Raw genomic sequence first — 22,999 nt, forward strand, 5'->3', positions numbered from 1 at the left:
AGAGACTGGGTGCATGAACACTCAGCCAAAAGGACCCCGGATTCTCATCGTCGATGACGAGCCCAGCATCCGCGAGCTGCTCAGCACGAGCCTCCGCTTCGCCGGGTTCGGCGTTCGCGCGGTCGGCAACGGCGCGCAGACGATCTCAGCGGTGCTCGAGGAGGAACCCGACCTCATCGTGCTCGACGTGATGCTGCCCGACATGAACGGCTTCAGCGTGACCAAGCGCCTGCGATCCGCGGGCTACACCGCCCCGATCATCTTCCTCACCGCGAAGGATGACACGGAGGACAAGGTCGAAGGCCTCACGGTCGGCGGCGACGACTACGTCACGAAGCCGTTCAGCCTCGACGAGATCATCGCCCGCATCAAGGCCGTGCTGCGCCGCACGATCCAGGAAGACGAGGATTCGGTGCTCAGCGTCGGCCCCATCACGATGGATCAGGACACGCACGAAGTGACCGTGCAGGGCGCGTCGGTCGAGCTCTCCCCCACCGAGTTCAAGCTGCTCCGCTACCTCATGCAGAACGCGAACCGAGTGCTCTCGAAGGCTCAGATCCTCGACCACGTCTGGGAGTACGACTTCAACGGCGACGCCGGCATCGTCGAGTCCTACATCTCGTACCTGCGGCGCAAGCTCGATCCGCTGACCGAAGAGTCGCTGATCCAGACGAAGCGCGGCTTCGGGTACATGCTGAAGACCGAAGTCAAGTAGCGTGGCTCGGCCCAACTGGTCGGAGCGTTGGGCCGACGTCTCGCTGCGGGCGAAGATCACCGGCGTCACGGTCTTCATCCTGTTCCTCGGGCTCATCGTGGCGGGCGTCGGCACCCTCGCCGTGCTCCACCCCATGCTCACTGCGAATCAGACGCAGGCGCTCGAACGCCTCCGCGACAATCCCGCGCCGGCCCTGCGTCCCTACGCCAACTTCAATGGACTGACGTCGGAAGACATCACGCAGGCTCCGAGCGGGTACTACGTCGCGCTGTTGAATGCCAACGGCACGGTGACGCGCGACAATACTCGTGACCAAGACCCCAAATCGCTGCCTGAGGTGGAAGGCATCACACTCGATGATGTGACGACCCGCTATCAGGACGCCTTGATTAGCTTGCGGGCTGCCGACGGCGTCAAATGGAACGCGATCGTCATGCCGATCAACGAGAAGGGACAGCCCGCAGGCACGCTGCTCATCGCCTCTTCCACGGCACCGGTGACTCAGACGGTTGCGCAGTACATCATCATCTTCACCGGGTTCGGCATCGCCGTCATCCTGCTCGGCGCCGCACTCACCCGGCTGCTCGTCACTGCCACCTTCCTTCCACTCGCGGAGGTCGAGCGCACGGCGCTCGAGATCGCACGCGGCGATTATTCCAAGCGCATCATGATCTCGAGTCCCCATACCGAGGTGGGGCACCTGGGCCAGTCGCTGAACATCATGCTCGATCGTCTCGACGGGTCACTGGAAGACCAGGCGCGCACGATCGAGCGCATGCGCCGGTTCATCGGGGATGCGAGCCACGAACTCCGCACCCCGCTCGTCTCGGTGCGCGGGTACGCCGAGCTCTATCGGATGGGTGCGTTGCAGGAGGAGGAGAACGTCGCCCAGGCGATGGAGCGCATCGAGAAAGAGGCGATCCGCATGACCTCGCTCGTCGAGGATCTGCTGGCGCTCGCCCGCCTCGATGAACGGCGGCCGCTCGCGCTTGCGACGCTTCCGCTCAACAAGCTCGCCACCGACGCGGCGCTCGATGCGCGGGCACAAGCGCCTGACCGCGAGGTCGCCGTGATCACGGATCCCGCGGAGCCCGCGGTCATCGGTGACGAGCACAAGGTGCGGCAGCTCATGACCAACCTGCTCGGCAATGCCATGCGGCACACACCGGACGGCGGCCCGATCGAGCTCGTCGTCTCCAGCCCCGAACCTGCGCCCGGTGCGAAGACGTTCACGCGTTTCGAGATCGTCGACCACGGCGAGGGCGTTCCTGAGCAGATCAGGGACAAGATCTTCGGCCGCTTCTGGCGCGCGGACACCTCCCGCAATCGTGAGACCGGCGGTTCCGGCCTGGGCCTCGCCATCGTGAAGTCCATTGTCGACGCCCACGGCGGCACGGTCAGCGTGCATGAGACGCCCGGCGGCGGGGCGACCTTCCGGGTCGATCTGCCAAGCGCGGAGGCCTCCGACGACACGGTCCCGGTACCGCGTCTCACCTGACCCGCTTCCGCGCTCGCAGCCGCGGGTGCTTCCACGTGCTGCTGCGGTCGCCCGCCTCTTACGGCCGTGCGCCTCGAGCAGCCGCGCGTCCAGCAATGGATCCCGAGTGGTGCGGAGCGTATCCTCCGTACCGGCTCCGCTCTGCCCAGGACCGCCGGCGCGACGACGTTCGGTCCGTATGCTCATAGCTCCATCGTGGTCGCTGTCTGCATCGGTCTCCCGTTCGAGGAGCGCGTCTGTGAGCAATACGGCGAAATGACCGAGAGCCACAGCACCTGTGAGCGAATGACGCACTGCGCGGTGCCGACACCGTGGCGCAGCGATCGCCGCACCCAACATCTCTGTTGCGCTCGCGCAGTGGATTCCGTGTGGCGCAGTGCGCGATTTCAAGATGCGTCCGCCGGTGACCGGGTCCCCTGCAGGACTCGCGGTACCGGACTCGCGGGGAAAGCACGAACAGGGGCCGCACCGGACCCCCGCGAAACGCGAACAGGGGCCGCGTCCGAAGACGCGACCCCTGTTCGGGTATCTCTGTTGGAGGCTGAGGACTTAGAAGTCCATGCCACCGGTCGGATCGCCGGCGGGAGCGGCGGATGCCGGCTCCGGCTTGTCGGCGACGACGGCCTCGGTGGTGAGGAAGAGCCCTGCGATCGACGCTGCGTTCTGCAGTGCCGAGCGGGTGACCTTCGCCGGGTCCAGGATGCCCTGGGCCACCAGGTCGCCGTACTCGCCGGTTGCGGCGTTCAGGCCGTGACCGATCGGCAGGTTCGCGACGCGATCCGCCACAACACCCGGCTCGAGACCTGCGTTGAGCGCGATCTGACGCAGCGGCGCCTCGATAGCGGTCTGCACGATCTTCGCGCCGACAGCCTCGTCACCCGAGAGCTCGAGGCCCTCGAAGACGTCCTTGCCGGCCTGGATGAGCGCGACGCCACCGCCGGGGAGCACGCCCTCGTCGACTGCAGCCTTCGCGTTGCGCACTGCGTCTTCGATGCGGTGCTTGCGCTCCTTGAGCTCGACCTCGGTCGCAGCGCCCGCCTTGATGACGGCGACGCCGCCCGCGAGCTTCGCGAGGCGCTCCTGCAGCTTCTCGCGATCGTAGTCGCTGTCGGTGTTCTCGATCTCGCGACGGATCTGCGTGACGCGACCCTGAATGGCTTCGTCGTCGCCGCCGCCCTGGACGATGGTGGTCTCGTCCTTGGTGATGATGACCTTGCGAGCGGTGCCCAGCATGTCGAGGGTCGCGTTCTCGAGCTTGAGGCCGACCTCTTCCGAGATGACCTGGCCGCCGGTGAGGATCGCGATGTCCTGCAGCATCGCCTTACGGCGATCGCCGAAGCCCGGAGCCTTGACGGCCGCCGACTTGAAGATGCCGCGGATCTTGTTGAGCACGAGGGTTGCGAGAGCTTCGCCCTCGACGTCCTCGGCGAGGATGAGCAGCTGCTTGCCCGACTGGATCACCGGATCGACGACGGGGAGCAGGTCCTTGATGTTCGAGACCTTGCTGTTCACGATGAGGATGTAGGGATCCTCGAACACGGCTTCCTGGCGATCGGTGTCGGTGACGAAGTACGCAGACAGGTAGCCCTTGTCGAAGCGCATGCCCTCGGTGAGTTCCAGCTCGGTGCCGAAGGTGTTCGACTCCTCGACGGTGACGACGCCTTCCTTGCCCACCTTGTCGATGGCCTCGGCGATGAGCTGACCGATCTGCTCGTCAGCTGCCGAGATCGATGCGGTAGCCGCGATCTGGTCGGTGGTCTCGATCTCCTGAGCGTTCTCGAGGAGCTTGGCCGACACTGCCGCGACGGCCTTCTCGATGCCCTTCTTGATCGCGATCGGATCGCTGCCGGCCGAGACGTTGCGCAGACCCTCGCGCACGAGTGCCTGTGCGAGCACGGTCGCGGTCGTCGTGCCGTCGCCTGCGACGTCGTCGGTCTTCTTCGCGACCTCCTTGACGAGCTCGGCGCCGATGCGCTCGTAGGGATCGTCGAGTTCGATCTCCTTGGCGATGGAGACGCCGTCGTTGGTGATCGTGGGGGCGCCCCACTTCTTCTCCAGCACGACGTTGCGGCCGCGGGGGCCGAGCGTCACCTTCACAGCGTCAGCGAGCGTGTTGAGACCCCGCTCGAGTCCACGACGCGCTTCCTCGTTAAACGCAATGATCTTTGCCATGTATTTGCCCCTCCGGAGGTGTTTCGATGTGGTGAGCATCGTGCCGACGCATAGCGCCGTCGCACGAATGTTTAGCACTCAGTCGGATCGACTGCTAACACTCATTTTGGCACTCTGACCGGGCGAGTGCAAGCGTGTCTGCTCGCGCGCAGCGAACAACGCGGGAATGGTCCCCGCCCCGCAGGTCAGCCCGAGATCGAGCCGCCCACTGCGGGGTCGCTCGGCGGGATCGTCGCCGGGTCGGTGGGCAGACCGGTCGCCGGATCGATCGGGAAGCCCGTCGTCGGGTCGATGTCCCATCCGGTCGCCGGGTCGATGTCGAGGCCCGTCGTCGGGTTGATCTGCAGACCCGTCTCGGGATTCGTCTCGGGTTCCGGTGCACCGTCGGCATCGGCATCGGCATCGGTCGCGTTGTCGGCGGAGCCGTCGGTGATCTCGGCGGCCTCTTCGAGGCCTGGTCCCTTGTAGTCCGCGCCCAGAAGCACGACCAGACGCACTCCGTACGATTCGTACTCGGTCGACGTGTACGTCGAGACGCCGCCCAGCTTCTCGGCGAGGCCGGCGGCGGCGGCGGCATCGTCGGGGTTCGAGTAGAACACGGCGGAGATCGCGACATCGGTCGTCTCCGCGCTCCCCGAGAACTGAATCTTGCCCCACTGCTCGGTCGTGACGATCGCGTCGAGCGCCGCCGCGAGATTCTCCGTCGGGGTTCCATTGAGGATCGCGATCGTCGCCTCGGGATCGAGCTCCGCCTTGACGGTCGGCGCCGCTGAACCGGAGGAGTCCCCGGAGGAGGCGAGCGGCAGCTTGCCGGTGGCGCCGATGCTCTGCACGGCGAGGATCCCGGCGGTCGTGAGCAGGGCGAACCCGAGCAGACCGGCGATCAGGTACTGCCAGACGTATCGTGGGCGCGCGGTGACGCGGTGCGCTCCGATCCGACCCGTGTGATGCACGCGGTCGAATCGGTCCTCGGGGTATGACTGACGGGCCGAGGGACTTTTCGTCCCTGCTTCGGTCGGTCGCGCCACGCGGTACCCCTTCAGATGTCGCCGATATGCAGCAGAACTTGCGCACTGCGAGATTCTGCCACACTACCGTGGCAGACCTGCCAGAACGGTGACAGGATCAGCGTTCTCGTCGCGGAATGACGATCGGTCTCCCGGTGTCGGGATCCTGCAGTACGCGCACGGGGGCCCCGTACACCTCGGCGATGCGGGCTTCGGTGAGCACCTCCCCCGGGGCGCCGCGGGCGACGAGCGCGCCATTGGCGAGGATGGCGACTTCGTCGGCGTACGCCCCGGCGAGCGACAGATCGTGCAGCACGACGATGACGGCTCTGCCGCGTTCGGCGAGCCCCCGTGCGATCTGCAGCACTGCCTCCTGGTGCTTCAGGTCGAGGGCTGCGGTCGGCTCATCCAGGAGCACGATCCGTGTCTCCTGGGCGAGCACGCGCGCCAGAGAGACTCGCGCTTTCTCACCGCCGGAGAGATGCGGAAATCCGCGCTGGATCAGATGCCCGACGTCGGCCGCGGTCGTCGCATCGCGAATGGCTCGTTCGTCATCGTCTGCGTCCGGTGTCCCGATCCAGGGTGCGCGCCCCATGTCGATCACCTGCTGAGCGGTGAACGAGAACGCGACCTGATTGGCCTGCAGCAGTACCGCGCGGGCACGTGCGAGGTCGCGGGCCGGCCAGCTTCCGAGACCCCGCCCGTCGAGAGCGACCGAACCGCTCGACGGAACGATGTCGCCAGAGAGCACGCTGAGCAGGGTCGACTTCCCGGCACCGTTCGGGCCGACGAGGGCGAGCACTTCGCCGTATCGCACCGCCATCGTGACGTCGGTCAAGATCGGGACGGAACCGACGTGATAGCTCACGCCGTCCACCTGCTGGGCGACTGCGCCGGCTTGCTGCGAGACGGCGGGCTCCTCGACATTCATGCCCAGCCTCCCGAGCGACGACGGTTGCGACGGATGAGCCAGAAGAAGAACGGCCCGCCGACGAGCGATGTCAGCATGCCGATGGGCAGATCCGCGCCGTCGACCAGTGTGCGTGCCAGGAGATCGGCGTAGATCAGCAGCACGGCTCCGCCCAGCAGTGAGCAGATGAGCAGCAGGCGGTGCGCGGGACCGAGGATCATGCGCATGAGGTGGGGCACGACGAGGCCGACGAACGAGATGACGCCGACGAAGGCCACGCCGACGCCGGTCAGCAGCGCGACGAGCACGATCGACACGATGCGCAGTCGCTCGACGCGCACCCCGAGGTGCGCTGCAGTGCGGTCCCCGAGCGACAGGAGATCGTATTTCTGGGCGAACAGGATCGCGATGCAGGCGGCGACCGCGGCGACGACCGCCACGATACCGACTTCGTTCCACCGGGATCCGTTGAGCGAGCCGAGCTGCCAGAAGACGATCTGCTCGCGACTGGCGGTGTCTCCGATGAAGGTGAACAGCGCGAGGCCTGCACCGGCGAACGCGTTGATGGCAACGCCGGTGAGCAGCAGCGTGACGATCTCGGTGCGACCCTGCGCGCGTGCCGTCAGGTACACGATGAACGTCGCTGCGAGGCCGCCGAGGAAGGCGAAGATCGCGATCGTCCACCCGCCGAACGCGGTGATGCCGAGCGTGATCGACGCCGATGCGCCGAGCGCCGCACCTGACGAGACGCCGACCACACCGGGCTCGGCGAGCGGGTTGCCGAAGATCGCCTGCATGACGGCGCCGGCGACCGCCAGTGCGGCGCCGACGAGCAAGGACATCATGACGCGCGGGAAGCGGATCTGCCACAGCGTGCGGTCCAGCAGCTCGTCGGTGGGAGCCCAGGAGTTGGCGATGCCGATCCGTCGCAGCACGGACCCGACGACCTCTGTCGGCCCGATCGAGAGCTGACCGAGCCCTGCCGAGAGGATGATGCCGACGATCACCAGGATCACGGCAGCGGTGATGACGATGGCACCGCGGCCTGCACTGCGGCGGCCGAGGGTACTCGGTGTGGCGTTCGTCACGTGATGCTTTCTCTGCGCTGGTGAGTACCGCTGCGACCCGGGGCCCCGGGGCCGGCACGATCACCTATTGTATCGGCGTTCGCCGCGCCGGAGCGCGGCAGCTACTGACCTTCCGGCGCGTAGATGGCGCGCGCGAGCGCGTCGAGAATCTCGGCGGATCGCGGGCCGAACGAGAGCACCGTGCCGTCCTCCATGTCGACGAAGCGGCGGTGCTCGCCGGCGGTGGTCACGGCGATCGCGGGCTTCTCCTCGAGCAGCCCGTCGACGCCGCCGACCGACTCGATGCCGTGCGACATGACGAGAATGAGGTCTGGGTTCGCTTTTACGAGCGCCTCGTCGGTCATCGGTTTCATGCCGTCCCAGCCCATGTCGGTGGCGACGTCGACCCCGCCGATCGCCTCGATGAGCTGATCGGCCCCTGATTCCTTGCCGAAGAGGTAGTAGACGCCCGCCGATCCGCGAAGGTACACGAATGCGATGCGCAGCTTGTCGGCGGGGGTGCCGGGTGCGATCTCCGCGATCTCCGCGATCTTCGCCTCGACTTCGCTCGCGATGCGCTCGGCCAGCTGCTCGCCCGCTTCGGGGCTGCCGTAGATCGCGGCGACTTGACGGGCGAGCTCCTCGGCTCCCTCGAACGACGGGTCGTTCTCGACGAAGACGACCTGGATGCCGACATCCTGCAATTGCTCGATGACGTCTCGCGGACCCACAGACCCGTCGGTCACCACGACGTCCGGATGCAGGTCGATGATCGCCTCGGCGTTCACCGTGTGCCCCCCGCTCGTGACGCGAGGAAGGTCGGCCAGACTCTCGAGCGTGGTCGACTGGTCGACGCCGACGAGGCTGTCGGCGAATCCGAGCCCTGCGATCGTCACGGAGATGTTGCCGCCGAGATCGGCCGCCACCACCTTGTCGGCCCGTTCGACCGTGACATCCGTGCTGGAGCCGTCGGTCGCGAACGAGGGTACGGTCGCCGGCAGCGACTGCACCGGATTCTCAGCCACGGGCTCGATGGTGGAGTGCTGCAGCACCGCCGTCGACGGGCCGACGTAGGCCTTGGGATCTTCGAGGGTCGCGAGCTCGGCGAGCGGTGTCGTCGACACCGCGGCGGGCGCATCAGTGCCGGTCGAATCCGACGGAGCAGCACAGCCGGCGAGCAGCAGAGAACCTGCGAGGAGGGCCGCGAAGCCGGCGGCGACGCGGTGGCGCATCACCGAGTCTCCCCGGAAGGACGATGGTCAGCTCCCGCGTCGGATGCCGGCTCGGACGGCTGCGCGGGATCCGGGGTCGGCGTCGTCGCCGCCTTGCCCTTGCGCCCTGCGAGCAGCATGCCTCCGGTCACTCCGATCACCAGGATCGCGATGCCTCCGATGATGATCGGGAGCCACGGGATCGCAGCGGGCGACGCCGCGGGCGCGGCAGTCTCGGCGGCGTCGGGGGCGGGGAGGATCTCCTCCGAGGCCCCATCCGAATCGGAGGGAGCCGCGCCGGCGCCGGCCGCACCGGCATCTGCGCAGCTGGCGAACTGCAGGTCGAGATCGACCGGATCGAGCTCTGCGCCCGCTTCGTAGAAGCCCGCGAACGCTTTGGCGCCCGTGTTCGTGAGTGTCGTCGAGAGCGCGTCAGCGACGAGCGCGTCGTCGGAGACGGGCAGCTGATCCGGCACGATCACGTCGCCGACCCACTCCTGCTGGGTGTCGATCGCGACCTCGCCCTCCATGTCGGTGCTCCGCGCGTCGAGCAGCAGAGCCGCTTTGCCGTCGCCCTCGAATTCGAGGGTCGGGTTCGCGATGGTCAGATCGAGCACCCCGTCATGGCCGGTGAAATGCACGGTTCCCGTGAATGAGACGCTTCCCTCGCCCGTCCCCGTGTCGATGCTGCCGGTCGCACCGCCCCACGCGAACTGGGGCGTCTCGTACGTCGCACCGTCGCTCGCCTCCCACGATCCGTTCGCAATGCTGCCGCTGATGTACGCGCGGAAGCTCTCTTTGACGCCCCACGACAGCTCGCCGCCCGTGATCTCGCACACGCCTGCTTCGCCTTCGGCGCGAACCGGTTGCTGCGCCTGCGCCGCAGTGGGAGCGAGCAGCAGCCCGCCGATAATCGCAGCGCCTGCGAGCAGTGCGCCGGAGCGGCGGATTCGGGCGTTCACTGATGAACCTCCTGGAGATCGTGGGGTGGGACGGGAATGGGAGGATCGCTAGGCCGAGTCACGGCGCTGGCGAATCGTGAGGAGCGTCATGCAGGCAGCGATCGCTGCGAGCCCGGCCGCACTCGCCCACCACTCCCAGAGTGCCATGCCGCCGGCAGGAATGATCGCCGCTGAGGTGACGCGATCCTCGGCGACTGCGCCGGAGAGCGCCTCGGTTTCGACGTCAGCCGAACGCGCCGACTTCTTCTTCTTCGGCTCGACGATGTCGATGACGGCGCCGGCATTCGTGCTGCCCTGGATGGTGATGGTGTGCGTGCCGCGCACGTCCTTCGGGAGCGTGCCCGACCAGCGCACGACGCCGTTCTTGTCAGCGGTCGCGGCATCGTCGAGCACGATCGGATCGGAGTAGAGCACGACCAGCACGCCCTCGTCGTCGGGGTCGAAGCCCGACGCCTCGATCTCGATGCGCCCGCCCGGTGTGAGTTTCTCGGCGTCGGTGAGCACGGTCACACCGGTCGTCGCCGGGGGCGTATCGGCTGCGGTGTACTGCTTCTTCTCGCTGCCGGCCGCGGTGGCGCCGAAGCTGACCTGGGACTCTGCGCCCACGGTGAAGGTGAGGGGATCGAGCCCGATCGACTGGCTGCCGCTGCCCCCGGCGCCTCCGCTGCTCAGCGTGCCCAGAACCGGCACATTGCTCCAGGTGACCTCTCCGCCTGCACCGACCGATTTGCTGCCGCTCGCGAGATCGAGCTGGTAGGTGCCGGAGCCGAACGACGTCGAGTTGCCGGTGCTGAGCGTCGCGCTCGCAGGGCCCGAGATGGTGATCGAGGGGTTGGAGACGTTGTACATGGTCATGCCGTAGCCCGTGAAGGCGACCGAACCGCTGTAGCTCACCGTGCCGGTCTGGCTCGCTCGATCCCAACTCGAGCTCGCCGCCTGCGGGAAGAGGTAGCCGGCGCCGACGCCGTTCGTCTCGATGCTCCCCTTCGCGCAGTGCGCGTATCCGTACGCCTCCTTGTTGGTGCACGTCGTGTACGCGGCGAACGCGTTCGACACGCTCCACGAGAGGGATCCGGCCGCGGCGCCGTCGGTCGGCGCCGGCGCAGCCGGGGTCTCGGGCGTGCCAGCGGGCTTCGGCTTGCTCGCGGGATCGGTGGGCTCCGCGGGCTTCGTGCCGCTATCCGCTCCGATGATGAAGGTGATGTCGTCGAGCTTGGTTCCCGCGTCGTAGAAGGTGCCGGTCGGCCCCGCACCAGTGCCGTTCACGAAGAAGCGCTCCGCGCCGGCCTTCGAGAGAGTGGTCGGCGCCTTCGTGAACTTGACGGCGTTCCCCTCGAGCTTCTGCGGCTTGATCTGTGTCAGATCGATGTGCGCGAGCGTGAGCGTCGTGCCGTCGAAGGGGATGCGCACCTCTGCGCTCGTCGCGTTCTTCACCACGATGGTGGGGTTGAGGAGATCGACGTTCATCTGCCCGTGGTGCCCGAAGAAATTCACCTTTCCGGCGTACTGCACCGAGCCAGACGCTCCGTTCCAGTTCTGGGTCGACGACTGCGGAAAGGTGAAGACGCCGTTGTTCTCGGCCTGTCTCGCTCCAGCGGATGCCTTGATCTTGCCGCCGGCGATGGGGCCTACAACGTAGTCGCGGAACGACTCCTTCACTCCCCACTGCAGCGTGCCGGCGGTGCCCGTCACCTCGCGCTCGAGCTTCACCGTTTTGGGCGCCGACTTCGACGCCCGGAACGATTCGGGGTCACTCGGCGTGAAGACCGCGCCATACGAGTAGGACCCGGGCTTCGACGGCTTGGCAGACGTCTCAGCGACGCCATTCTTCACAGGCTTCGCGTCTCCGAGGTTCTCGCCGTTCTGCGTGAACTGCACGGCCCCGGAGGCATCGGCGGGGCCGACCGCTGCGGTGAGCGCGACATTCGCCCCGACATAGGGTGAATTCGACTTGGCCGTCAGGGAGGTGGTCGTGGCGGTCGGGCTCGGTTGCTCCGGCTGCTCCGTGATGTCGGCGGAGAACGTGATGGGGTCGAGACCGGCGTCGTTCGCGCTGTAGAAGCCGCCGAACGCTTCGAGACCGGCAGCCGTCATCTCCGCGGTCGCGTTCTTCCAGGTGTACCTCGTGCCTTCGATCGCGGGCTTCGATAACTGGATATCGGCGAAGTGCACGTCGTCGAACGTTTGCATTTCACCGACGGTCACGGTGTCGACGAATTTGCGGCTATCGACGTCGACATACAGTTCGGCGGTCTTCGACGAGGTGACGGTGATTCTCGGCTCGGTGATCCTCAGGTCGAGAATGTGCACCTCGCCGCTCTCATGGCCTTGGAAGTGCACCCCATCGTTCTCGCCGAAGGTCACTTCGAGGTCGGTGCCGTCGGCCTGGGCGATGCCCGTTCCGGTTCCACCGGTCCATGTGTAGGGCGCGGGTGCGGTGGTTCCACCCACCGGTTCGATTGAGCCCTTCGCGATCGGCCCCGTGATGTAGTTCCGGAAGGATTCGCGCACACCCCAGGACAGCGTCGCATTCCCCGCGCCGGTCTCGACGGCGTCAGACGCAGCTTCCACGGCCTGCTCACCAAGCTGCGGCGCGGCAGCTGCGGCTTCGCTCACCTGCGGGTCGCTCTCGACCAGCACTTCCTGATCCTCCGACACCTCGGGCGCGGGTGCCTCCGTCGGAGCCGACGGAGCCTCAGGTGCCGGCGAAACGTCATCCGCATCGTCCGCGACTTGGGATCCGCCACTCGTCTCGTCGCCGCTCTGCGCTGACTCCTCCGACTCGATCGCACTGATCGACCCGGCGACCGCCTCATCGGCATACGCGGCCGAAGCGCCGCCGAACACAGCGCCGACCACAAGCATCCCGACGATGCCGAGGGAGCTGGTTCTGGCGATGCGCGCGCGAGCAGACACAAATAATCCTTTGGTGAGACGACGTCGATCTGAAGTACTTGAGCCTCGTCACGCAGTGCAAGTCTGCCCAAGGTGAGGGTTACCTAAGTTCTCCGACTTCTAGTCTGGTCCGGATCATCAGATGTTGCAAGTCAGACGAGGAAATCACTGCCGAAACGCAACGGGCGGCCCTCCCCGAGGAAGTCCGCCCAGTGCGCTTCGCATCGACTACTGGCGATCTGCGCGGTAGAGGAACGCCGCCATCGCCTCTCGCGTCACATTGCTCTTCGACGCGTACGCCGGCTTTCCCGACGGCTGCTTGATGCCGGTCGAGAGCCCTGTGATCGACATCCAGGCGATCTCTTTGTAGAACTTATCCGTCGGCTTCACGTCGACGAATGGGGACGTTCGCGGCGTCGCCGGCTTCGAGCGGGTGTCGAGACGATACATGAATGCGGCCATGGCCTCTCGAGTGATCCCGGCCTTCGGCTGATAGGCACGCGTGCCGTTCGGCTGCTTCACGCCCGTCGAGATCTTCTGCGCGTACATCCAGGAGATCTCTTTGTAGAACTTGTCGCCCGGCTTGAGATCGGAGAAGTACGACTTCGCGGGGGCGCGGTAGTTCTGATTGGTGTTGTACTGGCGGAAGAGGAACGCGGCCATGGCCTCTCTGGACACGTTGCTCTTCGGCTCGTAGGTGCGGGTGCCGTTCGGCTGCTTGACGCCCGTCGAGACACCCTCCGTGTACATCCACGTGATCTCCTTGAAGAACTTGTCGCCCGACTTCACGTCGGTGAACGGCGCCTTGGTCGGCTGCGGATCGACCGGCGGCTTCGGGTCGACCGGCGGCTTCGGGACGGTGATCGGGAGAGAGAAGGTCACCGGATCCAGCACATCCCCCGCGGCGTAGAACGTGCCGAACGCCGCCGAACCCTCTTCGGTGAGCGTCGCTTGCGCATTGTTCCACGTGCGCACCCCACCCGAGGTACTCGAGGCGGGAAGCTTCAGGGTGGCCATCTTCACATCGGCCAGTTCATACGTCTCGCCGACGGTCGTCACTCCGGAGAACTCCCGGCCGACGACGTCGAGGTGCAGCACACCTGTGGTCGCCGAGGTTACCGTCACGCGAGGGTTCGTGAACTTCAGGTCCAGCGCGTACGTCTCCGCACCAGTCGAATCCGTCATGGGGTGCGACTGGAAATGAACGCCATTCCCTGCCCCGAATGCCACATCGGCGACGGCCGCCGTGTTGTCAGCCGTTCCCACCCCGCCGGACCAGGTGAACACTCCTCCGCTCTGCGGTTGCGCAGTGGTTCCCTGGAGGCTCGTTCTCCCCTTGAACACACTGTTGCCGATGTAATTGCGGAACGACTCCTTCACGCCCCAGCTCAGCGTCGCGTTGGCGACCGTGCCGGGCGCCGCGGTCGCCGCGGCCGGAGCCAGCGCGACACCGCTTGCCACCAGCAAGGCTGCCGTGGCGGTGGCGAGCAGTCGGCGCACGCTCTTTCGTACAGTCATGGCGGGCGTCAACCTTCGTGTCAGGTGATGTGTCGCGAGGGCGCGGACGCGAAGTCTCAGTCGTCTGCCCTCGTCGGTCGAAGCCGGGCTGCCTGCGCAGCATCCGAGCACTATTCGACTTTACAGCGCAGAATGGCCTCCCTCCGCCGAGCAGCGAAGAGAGGCCATTCGTGATGCGGGCCGTATTAGTTCGAGGTCGCCCGTCGGCGAGCGACCATCAGGGCGGCTCCGAGCAGCAGCGCAAGCGCGCCGCCGGCGAGAAGACCGGTGAAGTCGGCGGCGCCAGTTGAAGCGAGGCCCTGTGCACCGGCTGCGGGAGCCGAAGCGATGGAACCGATAGTGCCCGTCCCGCCGCCAGTGCCGTTGCCGTTCGCGCCGCTCCCGCCGGCTCCGGTGCCATCGGCACCGCCGTCTGCAGCGCCACCACCGGCTCCGGTTCCGCCACCGGTGACGGTGATCGTGAGCGCGTCCGAGACCGAGTCGGAGACGGTGTCATCGCCCGACACGAACGTCGCCACGATCTCGTTCGCGCCTGCGGCGAGGTCAGCCGTGGCAGTCGCGGTGCCATTGGCCACGGCAACGGTGGCGAACGGGACGCCGTTGTTGGTGAAGGTGACTTCACCGGTCGCAGTCTCAGGTGCGATGGTCGCAACGAATTCCACGCCGTTCGGGCTCCCACCGACACCGGCCGACGAGGTCAGCGTGGTCGTCGAGATCGTGTACTCCGAGACGGTGAAGTCCGCCTCGAGGTACTCCTCGACATTGGTGCCCGCGAATGAAACCACGTAGTCTCCCGCTGCGAAGTCAGCGGGAACATCCCACGTGATTTCGGCCGAGCCAGAATCGTCGACGGTCACGTCGCCGACCTTCAGCGGTTCTGCAGCTGCCGGGGCGGCGTCACCTGCTGCAAAGGACTGCATCCGCCCGGCGGGGTTGATCCAGACCGCAAATTCGCTACCCTCGGCGAACGGGCCAGCTGCGAACTCGATGGGTTCGCCCTGGCGGACCTGGGCAGCTGACGGCTTCTCGCCGTCGATCGAGATCGCGGGCACCGCTGCGACGGTAACCGTGACGGCTGCCGACTTCGAGCCGACGACGTCACTCGTGTTCGCGGGAACGAACTCGGCGGTGATCTCGTTGGCCCCGACCGGCAGCTCCGAGGTCTGCAGCGTTGCGACGCCGTTCGCGACCTCAACGGCCTCGCCCAGAGCGGTCGAGCCGTTCGAGAACCGCACGGACCCTGCCTGGTCCGCGGGGGTCACGTTCGCGGTGAGAGTGACCTCATCGCCGGCTCGTACGCTGGCGACGTCGGACTTCAGCTCGGTCGAAGTCTCCACGACCGGTGCGCCGTAGTTCACGCGCGCTTCCTGCTCCTGCGCTGCGTTCTTCACGCCGCCTGCGGCGTAGGTGAAGACACCGTAGCTGCCGTTCTCGGGTGCGGGCTTGGACGCATCGCGATCCTGCAGCGTCGTCGTCCACTCGAACGAACCGTCGGCGTTGATCGGCACCCACTGCGCGCGGATCGTGCCCTGGTACATCGCGGGAACCTGGTCGAGCGTTGCTTCAGACAGAGCCCAACCCTGAGTCGCGATCAGGCGCTGAGTCGAGGCAGCAGTCTCTGAGGGCTTCCAGTTCTCACCGAACTCGCCGAAGACGACGTAGGTGCCCTGCGGCAGGGTGTTCGGGATCGGCACGCCGCGGCCACCGATGTTCGCCTCCGGATCGTAGCCCTCTCCCTTGACCACGATCTCATCGCCTGCAGACACTCGGGTGTCGCCCACCGGAGTCACACCGTCTTCGAGGAAGACCTCGATCTTCGGCGTCCACACCTTCTGCTCCTCGACGGTGACCGTGGTGCTCGTCGAAGTGGAACCGGCGAATGCGGATGCATCCGTCGGAGTGAACTTGGCCTCGACCTGGTTCGCGCCGGCCGGAAGGGCATCGGTGGTGAACTTCGCCACGCCGCTCTCAACCGGAATCGCGGGCGAGATCTCGCCGGCTCCGTTCGCGGTGCGGTTACTGAAGACCACGGCACCCGCGGCCTCTGCCGGAGCGACCGTTGCGGTGAACTCGACGCTGTCGCCTTCGGTCGCGGTGACCGCGCTCGCGGCGATCGACGTCGTGGTCTCCGCGGCGGGAACCGATGCGATCGGAGCCGAGAACGTGATCGGATCGAGGCCCGCCGTCGAAGCGTTGTAGAAGCCGCCGAAGGCGTCCAGGCCATCAGCGGTCATCGTGGCGGCGGCATTGGTCCACGTGTAGGTGGATCCGGAGACCGTCGGAGCCGGGAGCGTCACATCGGCGAAATGGACGTCGTCGAGCGAGTAGAACTCGCCGAGCGTCGTCGTGTCGACGAACTCGCGCCCATCGACGTCGAGGTACAGCTCCGCAGTCGTCGGCGAGGTGACCTTGAGCTGCGGCTGCGTGAAGGTGAGATCGAGAATGGACTCTTCGCCCTCGGCGTGCCCCTGGAAGTGCACGCCATCGTTCTCGCCGAAGGCGACGTCGACGCCGGTGCCGTCGAGATTCGCCGTTCCCGTTCCCCCGGTCCACGAGTACGGACCCGAGCCGGTGGTGGCTCCCAGGTTCGTGACGCTTCCCTTGGCGATCGGGCTGGTGATGTAGTTGCGGAAGGAGGTCTTCACGCCCCAGTCGAGCGTTGCGTTCGCAACCTCGCCGTCGCCTGGAGCCGCGTTGGCCACGGCAGGCGCAATCGCCAGGCCGCTGGCGACGAGCAGCCCCGTCGTCGCCGTGGCGAGCAGGCGCCGCCACTTCATCTGTGCAGTCATGAAGATTGCACTCCTTTTCTCTTCGGATTCGGCCGCCGCGCAAGCAGCAGCCCGCTCATCGGACTGAACTGAGGCTCCCCTAACCTGCAGCACCAGCAATAGTCTGACGATTTTCATCTGACCTTGCAACTCCCACCTCTGATTCGGCGCGCTCCCAGGTGCCGCACACGTACGCGACGCGGCTTCGCGCCCGGCGAACGCCGCACCCTGCGGCTGCTCATGCCACCGGCGTACACTGGGCGAGCCAATCCACGACACCGGAGGTCGCCATGAGCAAGCCCATCGATTCGGCCGACTACCCGTTCCAGCTCAGCGAGAGCGAATGGCGCGAACGACTCGCACCGGAGGAGTACGCCGTGCTGCGCAACCAGGGAACGGAGCGCGCGGGTACCGGGGAGCTGCTGGACGAAGAACGGGACGGCCTGTACCGGTGCCGTGCCTGCGGCAACGAGCTGTTCATCGCTGGCACGAAGTTCGACTCGGGCTGCGGCTGGCCGAGCTTCTACGAGAGCGTACGGCCCGGTGCCGTCGAACTCCTCGACGACACGAGTCTCGGCATGGTGCGCACCGAAGTGCGCTGCGCCCAGTGCGGGTCGCACCTCGGGCACGTGTTCCCCGACGGCTTCGGCACTCCGACCGGCGACCGCTACTGCATGAACTCGCTCTCGTTGAGCTTCGAACCCGGCGCACGCCCCTCTGACGCATGACCGCGCACGGCGGCCCGGCGTACCGCGCGCTCAAACGTCGTCGGTCCCATTCGAAGGTGACCGACGCGGCGCCCAGCCGCGAGGAGCTCGAGGAGTACGTGGCCGTCATGGCGAGCGTCTCGGATCATTCCCGCATGCGGCCGTGGCGCATCATCGAGCTGCGCGGCAAGGACCGCAAGAAGCTCGCGAAAGGTCTGGCGAAGGCTTCGGGTGAGGATCGCGGCAAGCACATCGCCAAGATGACGCGAGCACCGCTCGTCCTCGTCATCGTGGTCAGCCCCGGCAACACGAGCAAGGTGCCGTTGTGGGAGCAGGAGGCTGTGGCGAGCGGCGTGACGCACTTCCTGGGACTTCTCCTGCATGAGTCCGGGTGGGGATCCATCTGGAAGAGCGGCACGCACACCCGCAGCAAGGCCGTGCGCAAGGCACTCGGCGTGCAGAAGCCGGAGTATCTGCTCGGCTGGCTCCTCGTCGGCGGCATCCCCGAGCGCGACCGCGGTGAGAAGCCCCGCAAGCCTCTGGATCTATCGCGGCACCTCTCCGGCCCGGGCTAGTCCGGCAGCCCGCGTCTCCGGGAGGGAAGCGCCGCGACGACGACCGCGAGCAGCGCCACAGCCGACCCGGCGATCATGCCCTGCGTCAGGCCTCCGGCGAGCGGCGCCCCCGCCTCGAAAGCGACGGAGGCCAGCAGTTGCCCCGCGACGTTCGACATGCTGAGCAGCAGCACCCCGGCAGTGCGCACGAGCATTGCCGCCACGGCGATGAACAGCGTTCCGATGATGCCCCCCAGGTAGAAGTAGGGAGCTGAGGGCCAGTTCGTCGGCCATCCGTTCATGGCTACCGACACCGCCGCGATGATCGCGAGGATCGCCGTGCCCACGACGAAGTTCACGAATGTCGAGGTGACCGCGCTCTGAGCGGCCGCCCGCACGAGCCCGTTCACCATGGATTGCGCTGAGACGCACACCCCGATGATCACCGGGAACACGATCAGCCATGCGCCGTGCACCCCGCTGAACCCGACGGACAGAGCGACCGCGACGATCGCCAGCACGGTGCCGGCGACCCGCATGAGCGTCGGATCGATGCGGCCTCCCGGCCCCAAGCCGGCGCGATCCAGCACCAGGCCGCCGAGCACTTGGCCGGCGACGATGCCAACGGTGAACAGCGCGAGTCCCATCGTCGGGGCGATCAGCCCCTGCGCCAGCACGAAGAAGGCGCCTCCGGCCCCGCCGAAGAGGGTCCACACGGGGAGCGAGCCCGAGCGCACCTCGCCGCGCAGCCGGGTGAGGCCGGTTCGGCCGCGACGCGTTGCGAGCACCGCGACGCACATGACGATGAGCCCGGAGCCGAACGACGCTGCAGCCGTGACGTATCCGTTGCCGAGTTCTTGGCTCAACCCGCCGTTGATGCGCGATTGCACGGCGACGAGGACGCCCGCGAGCCCCGACCCGAGGAGGGCGGCCCAGATGGGGAACTTGGAATGCGGCACTCCCCCAACCTTACTCCGGCTGACCGGCTCGCTCGCCGCACACCACGGCAACGCGTCGGCGTTGCGTGCGGCGAGCCGATGGAGCCTGCGACATCGGAGTCGGTTCGCAAACCGACTCGCGGCGCAGTGAGCGAAGCGAATGGAGCCGCCTGTCGGACTCGAACCGACCACCTGCGCTTTACAAGGGCGCTGCTCTACCAGATGAGCTAAGGCGGCATGGGGGCGGACGATTGCTCGACCGCCCCGACTATCTTACTCGGAGTCGGCCGACTCGTCGTCAGCCGATGCGTCGTCCGACGAACCGTTCTGCTCGAGCTCGCCCTTCACCTTCAACAGGTACGACTCGAGATCGCCGTCGCGACTCTGACTCCACTGCTGACCGTTGACGATCACGGTCGGCGTGCTGACCAGTCGTTGCGGCTCGTCAGCATTCTGGGGCGTGACGCCGTCGGCGCCGAGCAGCTGGGCTCCCTTTGCGAGGCCCTGCATGCCCACTTCGCTGACCTGCTTGTAGTTCGCGGAGATGAAGCTCGCGAAGGTGCGATCCTTCACGCACTGGCGCAGCTCCGTCGTCGCTTCAGCACCGGCGGCTTCCGCCTGCTCGATGAGCTGGGCGTCCGTCAGGCCGGTGGTGCTCTCAGCCGGCTGGACCTCGGCGCTGAGCAGCGCGTTGTTCAGCTTGAAGGCGTGGTCGGGCTGCTGGTCGACGACGCAGGCGAACAGGTTCGCCGCTCGGGTGGAGTACTTCGAGCCGAGCGATGCGTTGTCGAGGAAGTTGAGCGGGTACACCGTGAGCTCGACATCACCCGCACCGACGTAGTTCTCGAGCATCGTGCCGTACTGCTGCTCGAACTGACCGCAGAAGGGGCACATGTAGTCGGAGTAGACCGTGACCTCGACCGGGAGCTCATCGAAGTTCGCCTCGGGAGCGACGCGTTCGTCACCGGGCTGCAGAGCGGGGCCGGTGACGACCTTCAGATCCTTGCCGAAGACGGCGCCGCCCGACGCCATGTTCTCGGGGCCGGGGCCTGCCGGTTTGATCGACTGCGTCAGCACGAGCGCGATGATCGCGAGCACGGCGATCACGCCGACGGCGATGCCGCCCTGCAGGAAGAGGCGGTTCCGCTTCTCGCGCTTCTTCTCCTGCTCGCGCGCAGCGGCGGCCTCGACGCGCGCCTGGGCGCGCCGCTCATTCTTCGTGGGACGTGGACTCGTCTCGTTTGCCATGGAAGTTCTCTCAGTCGGTCCGCCGGAGCGGATCACGGGTCAAATCGGTAGGCACGGTCGCCTTACTTGTTCTTCGAGGAACGGCGGTCGGCGCGATTGGTCGCCCCGTTGCCGGACTGCTGCCCGAACGCGCCGCGTGCCTGACCCTGCTGGGCGGGCTTGCCTGCTGCGCTCTTCGGCGGCTCGGCTCCGCTGACCGCGGGAGCCCCGTCTTCGTCGGGTGCGCTGTAGCTGAGCTTCGACTGATCCGTCGCCTGCTCGGCCTCGAGCCCACCGCCTTCGAGATGGACGTGATCTTGCGGGCCCTCTGCCGGACGAACCTTGACCTCGAGGTTGTAGAGCAGCCCCATGGACTCCTCCTTGATCTGCCCCATCATGCCCTCGAAGAGGGTGAAGCCTTCACGCTGGTACTCCACGAGCGGGTCGCGCTGCGCCATCGCGCGCAGTCCGATGCCCTCCTTGAGGTATTCCATCTCGTAGAGGTGATCGCGCCAGCGGCGATCGATCGTGGCGAGCACGACGCGGCGTTCGAGCTCGCGCATGGCCTCCGCACCGAGCGTCTCTTCACGCTTGGCGTACGCGACCTCGGCGTCGGAGAGGATCTCCCGGCGCAGGAACGCGCGATCGACGCGGCGGGCGCCTCCGGCCTCGGCGACGAGCTCATCGACCGTGAGTCCTACCGGATACACCTGGCGCAGATCATTGAAGAGCGCGTCGAAGTCCCAGTCGCCGTCGTGGCCGTGCGAGTCGAGGATCGCGTCGATCGTCTGCTGGCGGAAGGTGTCGATGCGCGGCTCGATCTCTTCGCCGTCGAGGATCTGCTGACGATCGCTGTAGATCGCCTTGCGCTGGCGGTCGAGCACGTCATCGTATTTCAGCACGTTCTTGCGGATCTCCGCATTGCGCTGCTCGACCTGACTCTGAGCGCTCTGAATGGCGCGCGAGACGACCTTCGACTCGATGGCGAGGTCGTCGGGGAAGCTGTCGCGGTTCATCAACGCGGCAGCGGCGCCCGAGTTGAACAGCCGCATCAGATCGTCGCCCAGTGAGAGGTAGAAGCGGCTCTCGCCCGGGTCGCCCTGACGGCCGGAGCGGCCGCGCAGCTGGTTGTCGATACGGCGCGACTCGTGGCGCTCGGTGCCGAGCACGTACAGGCCTCCCACCTCGATGACCTTCTGGGCTTCGCCGTTGACGGTCTCCTTGACCGCTGCGAACACGTCGTCCCACGCAGCCTCGTAGGCATCGGGATCGTCTTCGGTGGAGAGTCCGCGAGCCGCCATCTCCTGGACTGCGAGGAACTCGGCGTTTCCGCCGAGCATGATGTCGGTGCCGCGACCGGCCATGTTCGTGGCGACGGTCACCGACCCGAGGCGACCCGCCTGGGCGATGATCGCGGCCTCGCGAGCGTGGTTCTTCGCGTTCAGCACCTCGTGGCGCACGCCGGCCTTCGCGAGGAGGCGCGACAGGTACTCGCTCTTCTCGACGCTCGTCGTGCCGACGAGCACCGGCTGGCCCTTCTCATACCGCTCGGCGATATCGACGACGACCTGCGCGAACTTCGATTCCTCGTTCTTGTAGACGAGGTCCGGTTGATCCTTGCGCTGCATCGAGCGGTTGGTCGGGATCGGCACGACGCCGAGGCCGTAGGTCGACATGAATTCGCTCGCCTCGGTTTCGGCGGTACCGGTCATGCCGGAGAGCTTCTCGTACAGACGGAAGTAGTTCTGCAGCGTCACCGTGGCGAGCATCTGGTTCTCGGCCTTGACCTGAACGCCTTCTTTGGCCTCGATGGCCTGATGCATGCCCTCGTTGTACCGGCGCCCCGCCAGGATGCGCCCGGTGTGCTCGTCGACGATGAGCACCTCGCCGTTCAGCACGACGTAGTCCTTGTCGCGGGTGAACAGCGCACTCGCCTTGATCGCATTGTTCAGGAACGAGATCAGCGGTGTGTTCACGGACTCGTAGAGGTTCGTGATGCCGAGGTGATCCTCGACCTTCTCGATACCGGGTTCGAGTACACCGACCGTGCGCTTCTTCTCGTCGACCTCGAAGTCGACGCCCGGCTCGAGCTTCCGCGCGATCCGGGCGAACTCGGCGAACCAGCGGTTGGCCTCGCCCGAGGCGGGACCGGAGATGATGAGCGGCGTGCGCGCCTCGTCGATGAGGATCGAGTCGACCTCGTCGATGATGGCGAAGAAGTGCCCGCGCTGCACGCGCTCCGAGGAGGCCGATGCCATGTTGTCGCGCAGGTAGTCGAACCCGAATTCGTTGTTCGTGCCGTACGTCACGTCGGCGTTGTACTGCTCGCGACGCGTCGCCGGGTCCTGGCCCGAGACGATGCACCCGGTCGTGAGCCCGAGCGCGCGGAACACGCGGCCCATGAGTTCGCTCTGGTACGTCGCGAGGTAGTCGTTCACGGTGACGATGTGCACGCCCTTGCCCGCGATGGCGTTGAGGTAGGCGGGCATCGTCGCCACCAGGGTCTTGCCCTCGCCGGTCTTCATCTCGGAGATGTTGCCGTGGTGGAGATTCGCTCCACCCATGATCTGCACCGGGAAGGGATTCAGACCGATGGTGCGCTTCGCAGCTTCGCGCACCGCCGCGAATGCTTCGGGGAGCAGGTCGTCGAGCGTCTCGCCCTTTTCGAGCCGCTCGCGGAACTCCGTGGTCTCCTCGCGCAGCTCCTCATCGCTCAACTCCGCGAAGGTGCCTTCCAGATTCGCCACGAGCTTCGCCTGCCGCTCGAGCTTCTTCAGGATGCGCCCTTCGCCGACGCGAAGAAGCTTCTCGAGAACTGTCGCCACGTTGTCTCTCCTGTACGTTCGGCGC

The 22,999-nt window shown here is 66.6% G+C and carries 16 protein-coding genes and 1 tRNA gene; 4 read left to right on the forward strand and 13 right to left on the reverse strand.

Translation table 11 applies throughout. The annotated features are described in order from the left end of the window. Nucleotides 1-13: 13 nt before the first annotated feature. Entirely contained in the window at nucleotides 14-715 is a 702-nt protein-coding gene (locus ABFX18_RS12620) for a response regulator transcription factor (protein ID WP_010156155.1), read from the forward strand. 1 nt (nucleotide 716) lies between these two features. Beyond that, nucleotides 717-2,213, forward strand: a complete 1,497-nt coding sequence (locus tag ABFX18_RS12625) for a sensor histidine kinase (RefSeq protein WP_346058498.1) — start codon at nucleotides 717-719, stop codon at nucleotides 2,211-2,213. Nucleotides 2,214-2,762: 549 nt separating this feature from the next. Here ABFX18_RS12625 and groL read toward each other — a convergent pair. The 9 genes from groL to ABFX18_RS12670 all read right to left on the reverse strand — a co-directional run bounded on the left by groL (nucleotide 2,763) and on the right by ABFX18_RS12670 (nucleotide 16,744). Beyond that, on the reverse strand, nucleotides 2,763-4,385 hold the full coding sequence (gene groL / locus ABFX18_RS12630) for a chaperonin GroEL (RefSeq protein WP_090146809.1): 1,623 nt from the start codon (nucleotides 4,383-4,385) through the stop codon (nucleotides 2,763-2,765). A gap of 185 nt (nucleotides 4,386-4,570) precedes the next feature. Next, complete coding sequence (locus ABFX18_RS12635; protein ID WP_200330011.1) at nucleotides 4,571-5,413, reverse strand: LytR C-terminal domain-containing protein; 843 nt, start codon at nucleotides 5,411-5,413, stop codon at nucleotides 4,571-4,573. A 97-nt stretch (nucleotides 5,414-5,510) separates the two neighbouring features. Next, nucleotides 5,511-6,323 carry a heme ABC transporter ATP-binding protein gene (locus ABFX18_RS12640; protein WP_346058499.1) on the reverse strand — a complete coding sequence of 271 codons (813 nt, stop codon included), beginning with the start codon at nucleotides 6,321-6,323 and terminating at the stop codon, nucleotides 5,511-5,513. Beyond that, entirely contained in the window at nucleotides 6,320-7,390 is a 1,071-nt protein-coding gene (locus tag ABFX18_RS12645) for a FecCD family ABC transporter permease (protein ID WP_428833679.1), read from the reverse strand. The genes ABFX18_RS12640 and ABFX18_RS12645 overlap by 4 nt, the downstream gene beginning before the upstream one ends. A 101-nt stretch (nucleotides 7,391-7,491) precedes the next feature. Further along, nucleotides 7,492-8,601 carry a heme/hemin ABC transporter substrate-binding protein gene (locus ABFX18_RS12650; protein ID WP_346058685.1) on the reverse strand — a complete coding sequence of 370 codons (1,110 nt, stop codon included), beginning with the start codon at nucleotides 8,599-8,601 and terminating at the stop codon, nucleotides 7,492-7,494. Further along, nucleotides 8,601-9,542: an HtaA domain-containing protein gene (locus ABFX18_RS12655; RefSeq protein ID WP_346058500.1), complete on the reverse strand. Its 942-nt coding sequence runs from the start codon at nucleotides 9,540-9,542 to the stop codon at nucleotides 8,601-8,603. The genes ABFX18_RS12650 and ABFX18_RS12655 overlap by 1 nt, the downstream gene beginning before the upstream one ends. A gap of 48 nt (nucleotides 9,543-9,590) precedes the next feature. Then, a complete protein-coding gene (locus ABFX18_RS12660; protein ID WP_346058501.1) occupies nucleotides 9,591-12,458 on the reverse strand; it encodes an HtaA domain-containing protein in 2,868 nt (955 codons plus the stop codon). A 207-nt stretch (nucleotides 12,459-12,665) separates the two neighbouring features. Next, nucleotides 12,666-13,955 (reverse strand): HtaA domain-containing protein, encoded by a 1,290-nt coding sequence (locus ABFX18_RS12665; protein WP_346058502.1) that lies wholly within the window; start codon nucleotides 13,953-13,955, stop codon nucleotides 12,666-12,668. Nucleotides 13,956-14,140: 185 nt separating this feature from the next. Beyond that, nucleotides 14,141-16,744, reverse strand: a complete 2,604-nt coding sequence (locus ABFX18_RS12670; protein ID WP_346058503.1) for an HtaA domain-containing protein — start codon at nucleotides 16,742-16,744, stop codon at nucleotides 14,141-14,143. A 269-nt stretch (nucleotides 16,745-17,013) separates the two neighbouring features. Between ABFX18_RS12670 and msrB the strand changes: the two genes are divergently transcribed. Together msrB and ABFX18_RS12680 are read left to right on the forward strand one after the other, a co-directional pair. Next, complete coding sequence (gene msrB / locus ABFX18_RS12675) at nucleotides 17,014-17,451, forward strand: peptide-methionine (R)-S-oxide reductase MsrB (protein WP_200330023.1); 438 nt, start codon at nucleotides 17,014-17,016, stop codon at nucleotides 17,449-17,451. Continuing rightward, complete coding sequence (locus tag ABFX18_RS12680; protein WP_090146788.1) at nucleotides 17,448-18,005, forward strand: nitroreductase family protein; 558 nt, start codon at nucleotides 17,448-17,450, stop codon at nucleotides 18,003-18,005. Before msrB ends, ABFX18_RS12680 begins: the two co-directional genes overlap by 4 nt. Here ABFX18_RS12680 and ABFX18_RS12685 read toward each other — a convergent pair. The 4 genes from ABFX18_RS12685 to secA form a co-directional block, all read right to left on the reverse strand. Further along, entirely contained in the window at nucleotides 18,002-18,943 is a 942-nt protein-coding gene (locus tag ABFX18_RS12685) for a DMT family transporter (protein WP_346058504.1), read from the reverse strand. The genes ABFX18_RS12680 and ABFX18_RS12685 overlap by 4 nt on opposite strands. A gap of 140 nt (nucleotides 18,944-19,083) precedes the next feature. Continuing rightward, nucleotides 19,084-19,159: transfer RNA gene (locus tag ABFX18_RS12690), tRNA-Thr, on the reverse strand. A gap of 36 nt (nucleotides 19,160-19,195) precedes the next feature. Then, nucleotides 19,196-20,170, reverse strand: a complete 975-nt coding sequence (locus tag ABFX18_RS12695) for a DsbA family protein (protein WP_346058505.1) — start codon at nucleotides 20,168-20,170, stop codon at nucleotides 19,196-19,198. Between the two features lie 62 nt (nucleotides 20,171-20,232). Further along, complete coding sequence (gene secA, locus ABFX18_RS12700; protein ID WP_200330029.1) at nucleotides 20,233-22,974, reverse strand: preprotein translocase subunit SecA; 2,742 nt, start codon at nucleotides 22,972-22,974, stop codon at nucleotides 20,233-20,235. Between the last annotated feature and the right edge of the window lie 25 nt (nucleotides 22,975-22,999).

Origin of the sequence: Leucobacter alluvii, from assembly GCF_039530485.1 — a bacterium.
In the GTDB taxonomy this organism is placed as follows: Bacteria; Actinomycetota; Actinomycetes; order Actinomycetales; family Microbacteriaceae; genus Leucobacter; species Leucobacter alluvii.

What these genes read in the sequence shown, in the direction of transcription:
- ABFX18_RS12620 (WP_010156155.1), top strand. Translation starts at nt 14, where the DNA reads ATGAACACTCAGCCAAAAGGACCCCGGATTCTCATCGTCGATGACGAG.
- groL (WP_090146809.1), bottom strand. Translation starts at nt 4,385, where the DNA reads ATGGCAAAGATCATTGCGTTTAACGAGGAAGCGCGTCGTGGACTCGAG.
- ABFX18_RS12640 (WP_346058499.1), bottom strand. Translation starts at nt 6,323, where the DNA reads ATGAATGTCGAGGAGCCCGCCGTCTCGCAGCAAGCCGGCGCAGTCGCC.
- ABFX18_RS12650 (WP_346058685.1), bottom strand. Translation starts at nt 8,601, where the DNA reads ATGCGCCACCGCGTCGCCGCCGGCTTCGCGGCCCTCCTCGCAGGTTCT.
- ABFX18_RS12665 (WP_346058502.1), bottom strand. Translation starts at nt 13,955, where the DNA reads ATGACTGTACGAAAGAGCGTGCGCCGACTGCTCGCCACCGCCACGGCA.
- ABFX18_RS12670 (WP_346058503.1), bottom strand. Translation starts at nt 16,744, where the DNA reads ATGACTGCACAGATGAAGTGGCGGCGCCTGCTCGCCACGGCGACGACG.
- msrB (WP_200330023.1), top strand. Translation starts at nt 17,014, where the DNA reads ATGAGCAAGCCCATCGATTCGGCCGACTACCCGTTCCAGCTCAGCGAG.
- ABFX18_RS12680 (WP_090146788.1), top strand. Translation starts at nt 17,448, where the DNA reads ATGACCGCGCACGGCGGCCCGGCGTACCGCGCGCTCAAACGTCGTCGG.
- ABFX18_RS12695 (WP_346058505.1), bottom strand. Translation starts at nt 20,170, where the DNA reads ATGGCAAACGAGACGAGTCCACGTCCCACGAAGAATGAGCGGCGCGCC.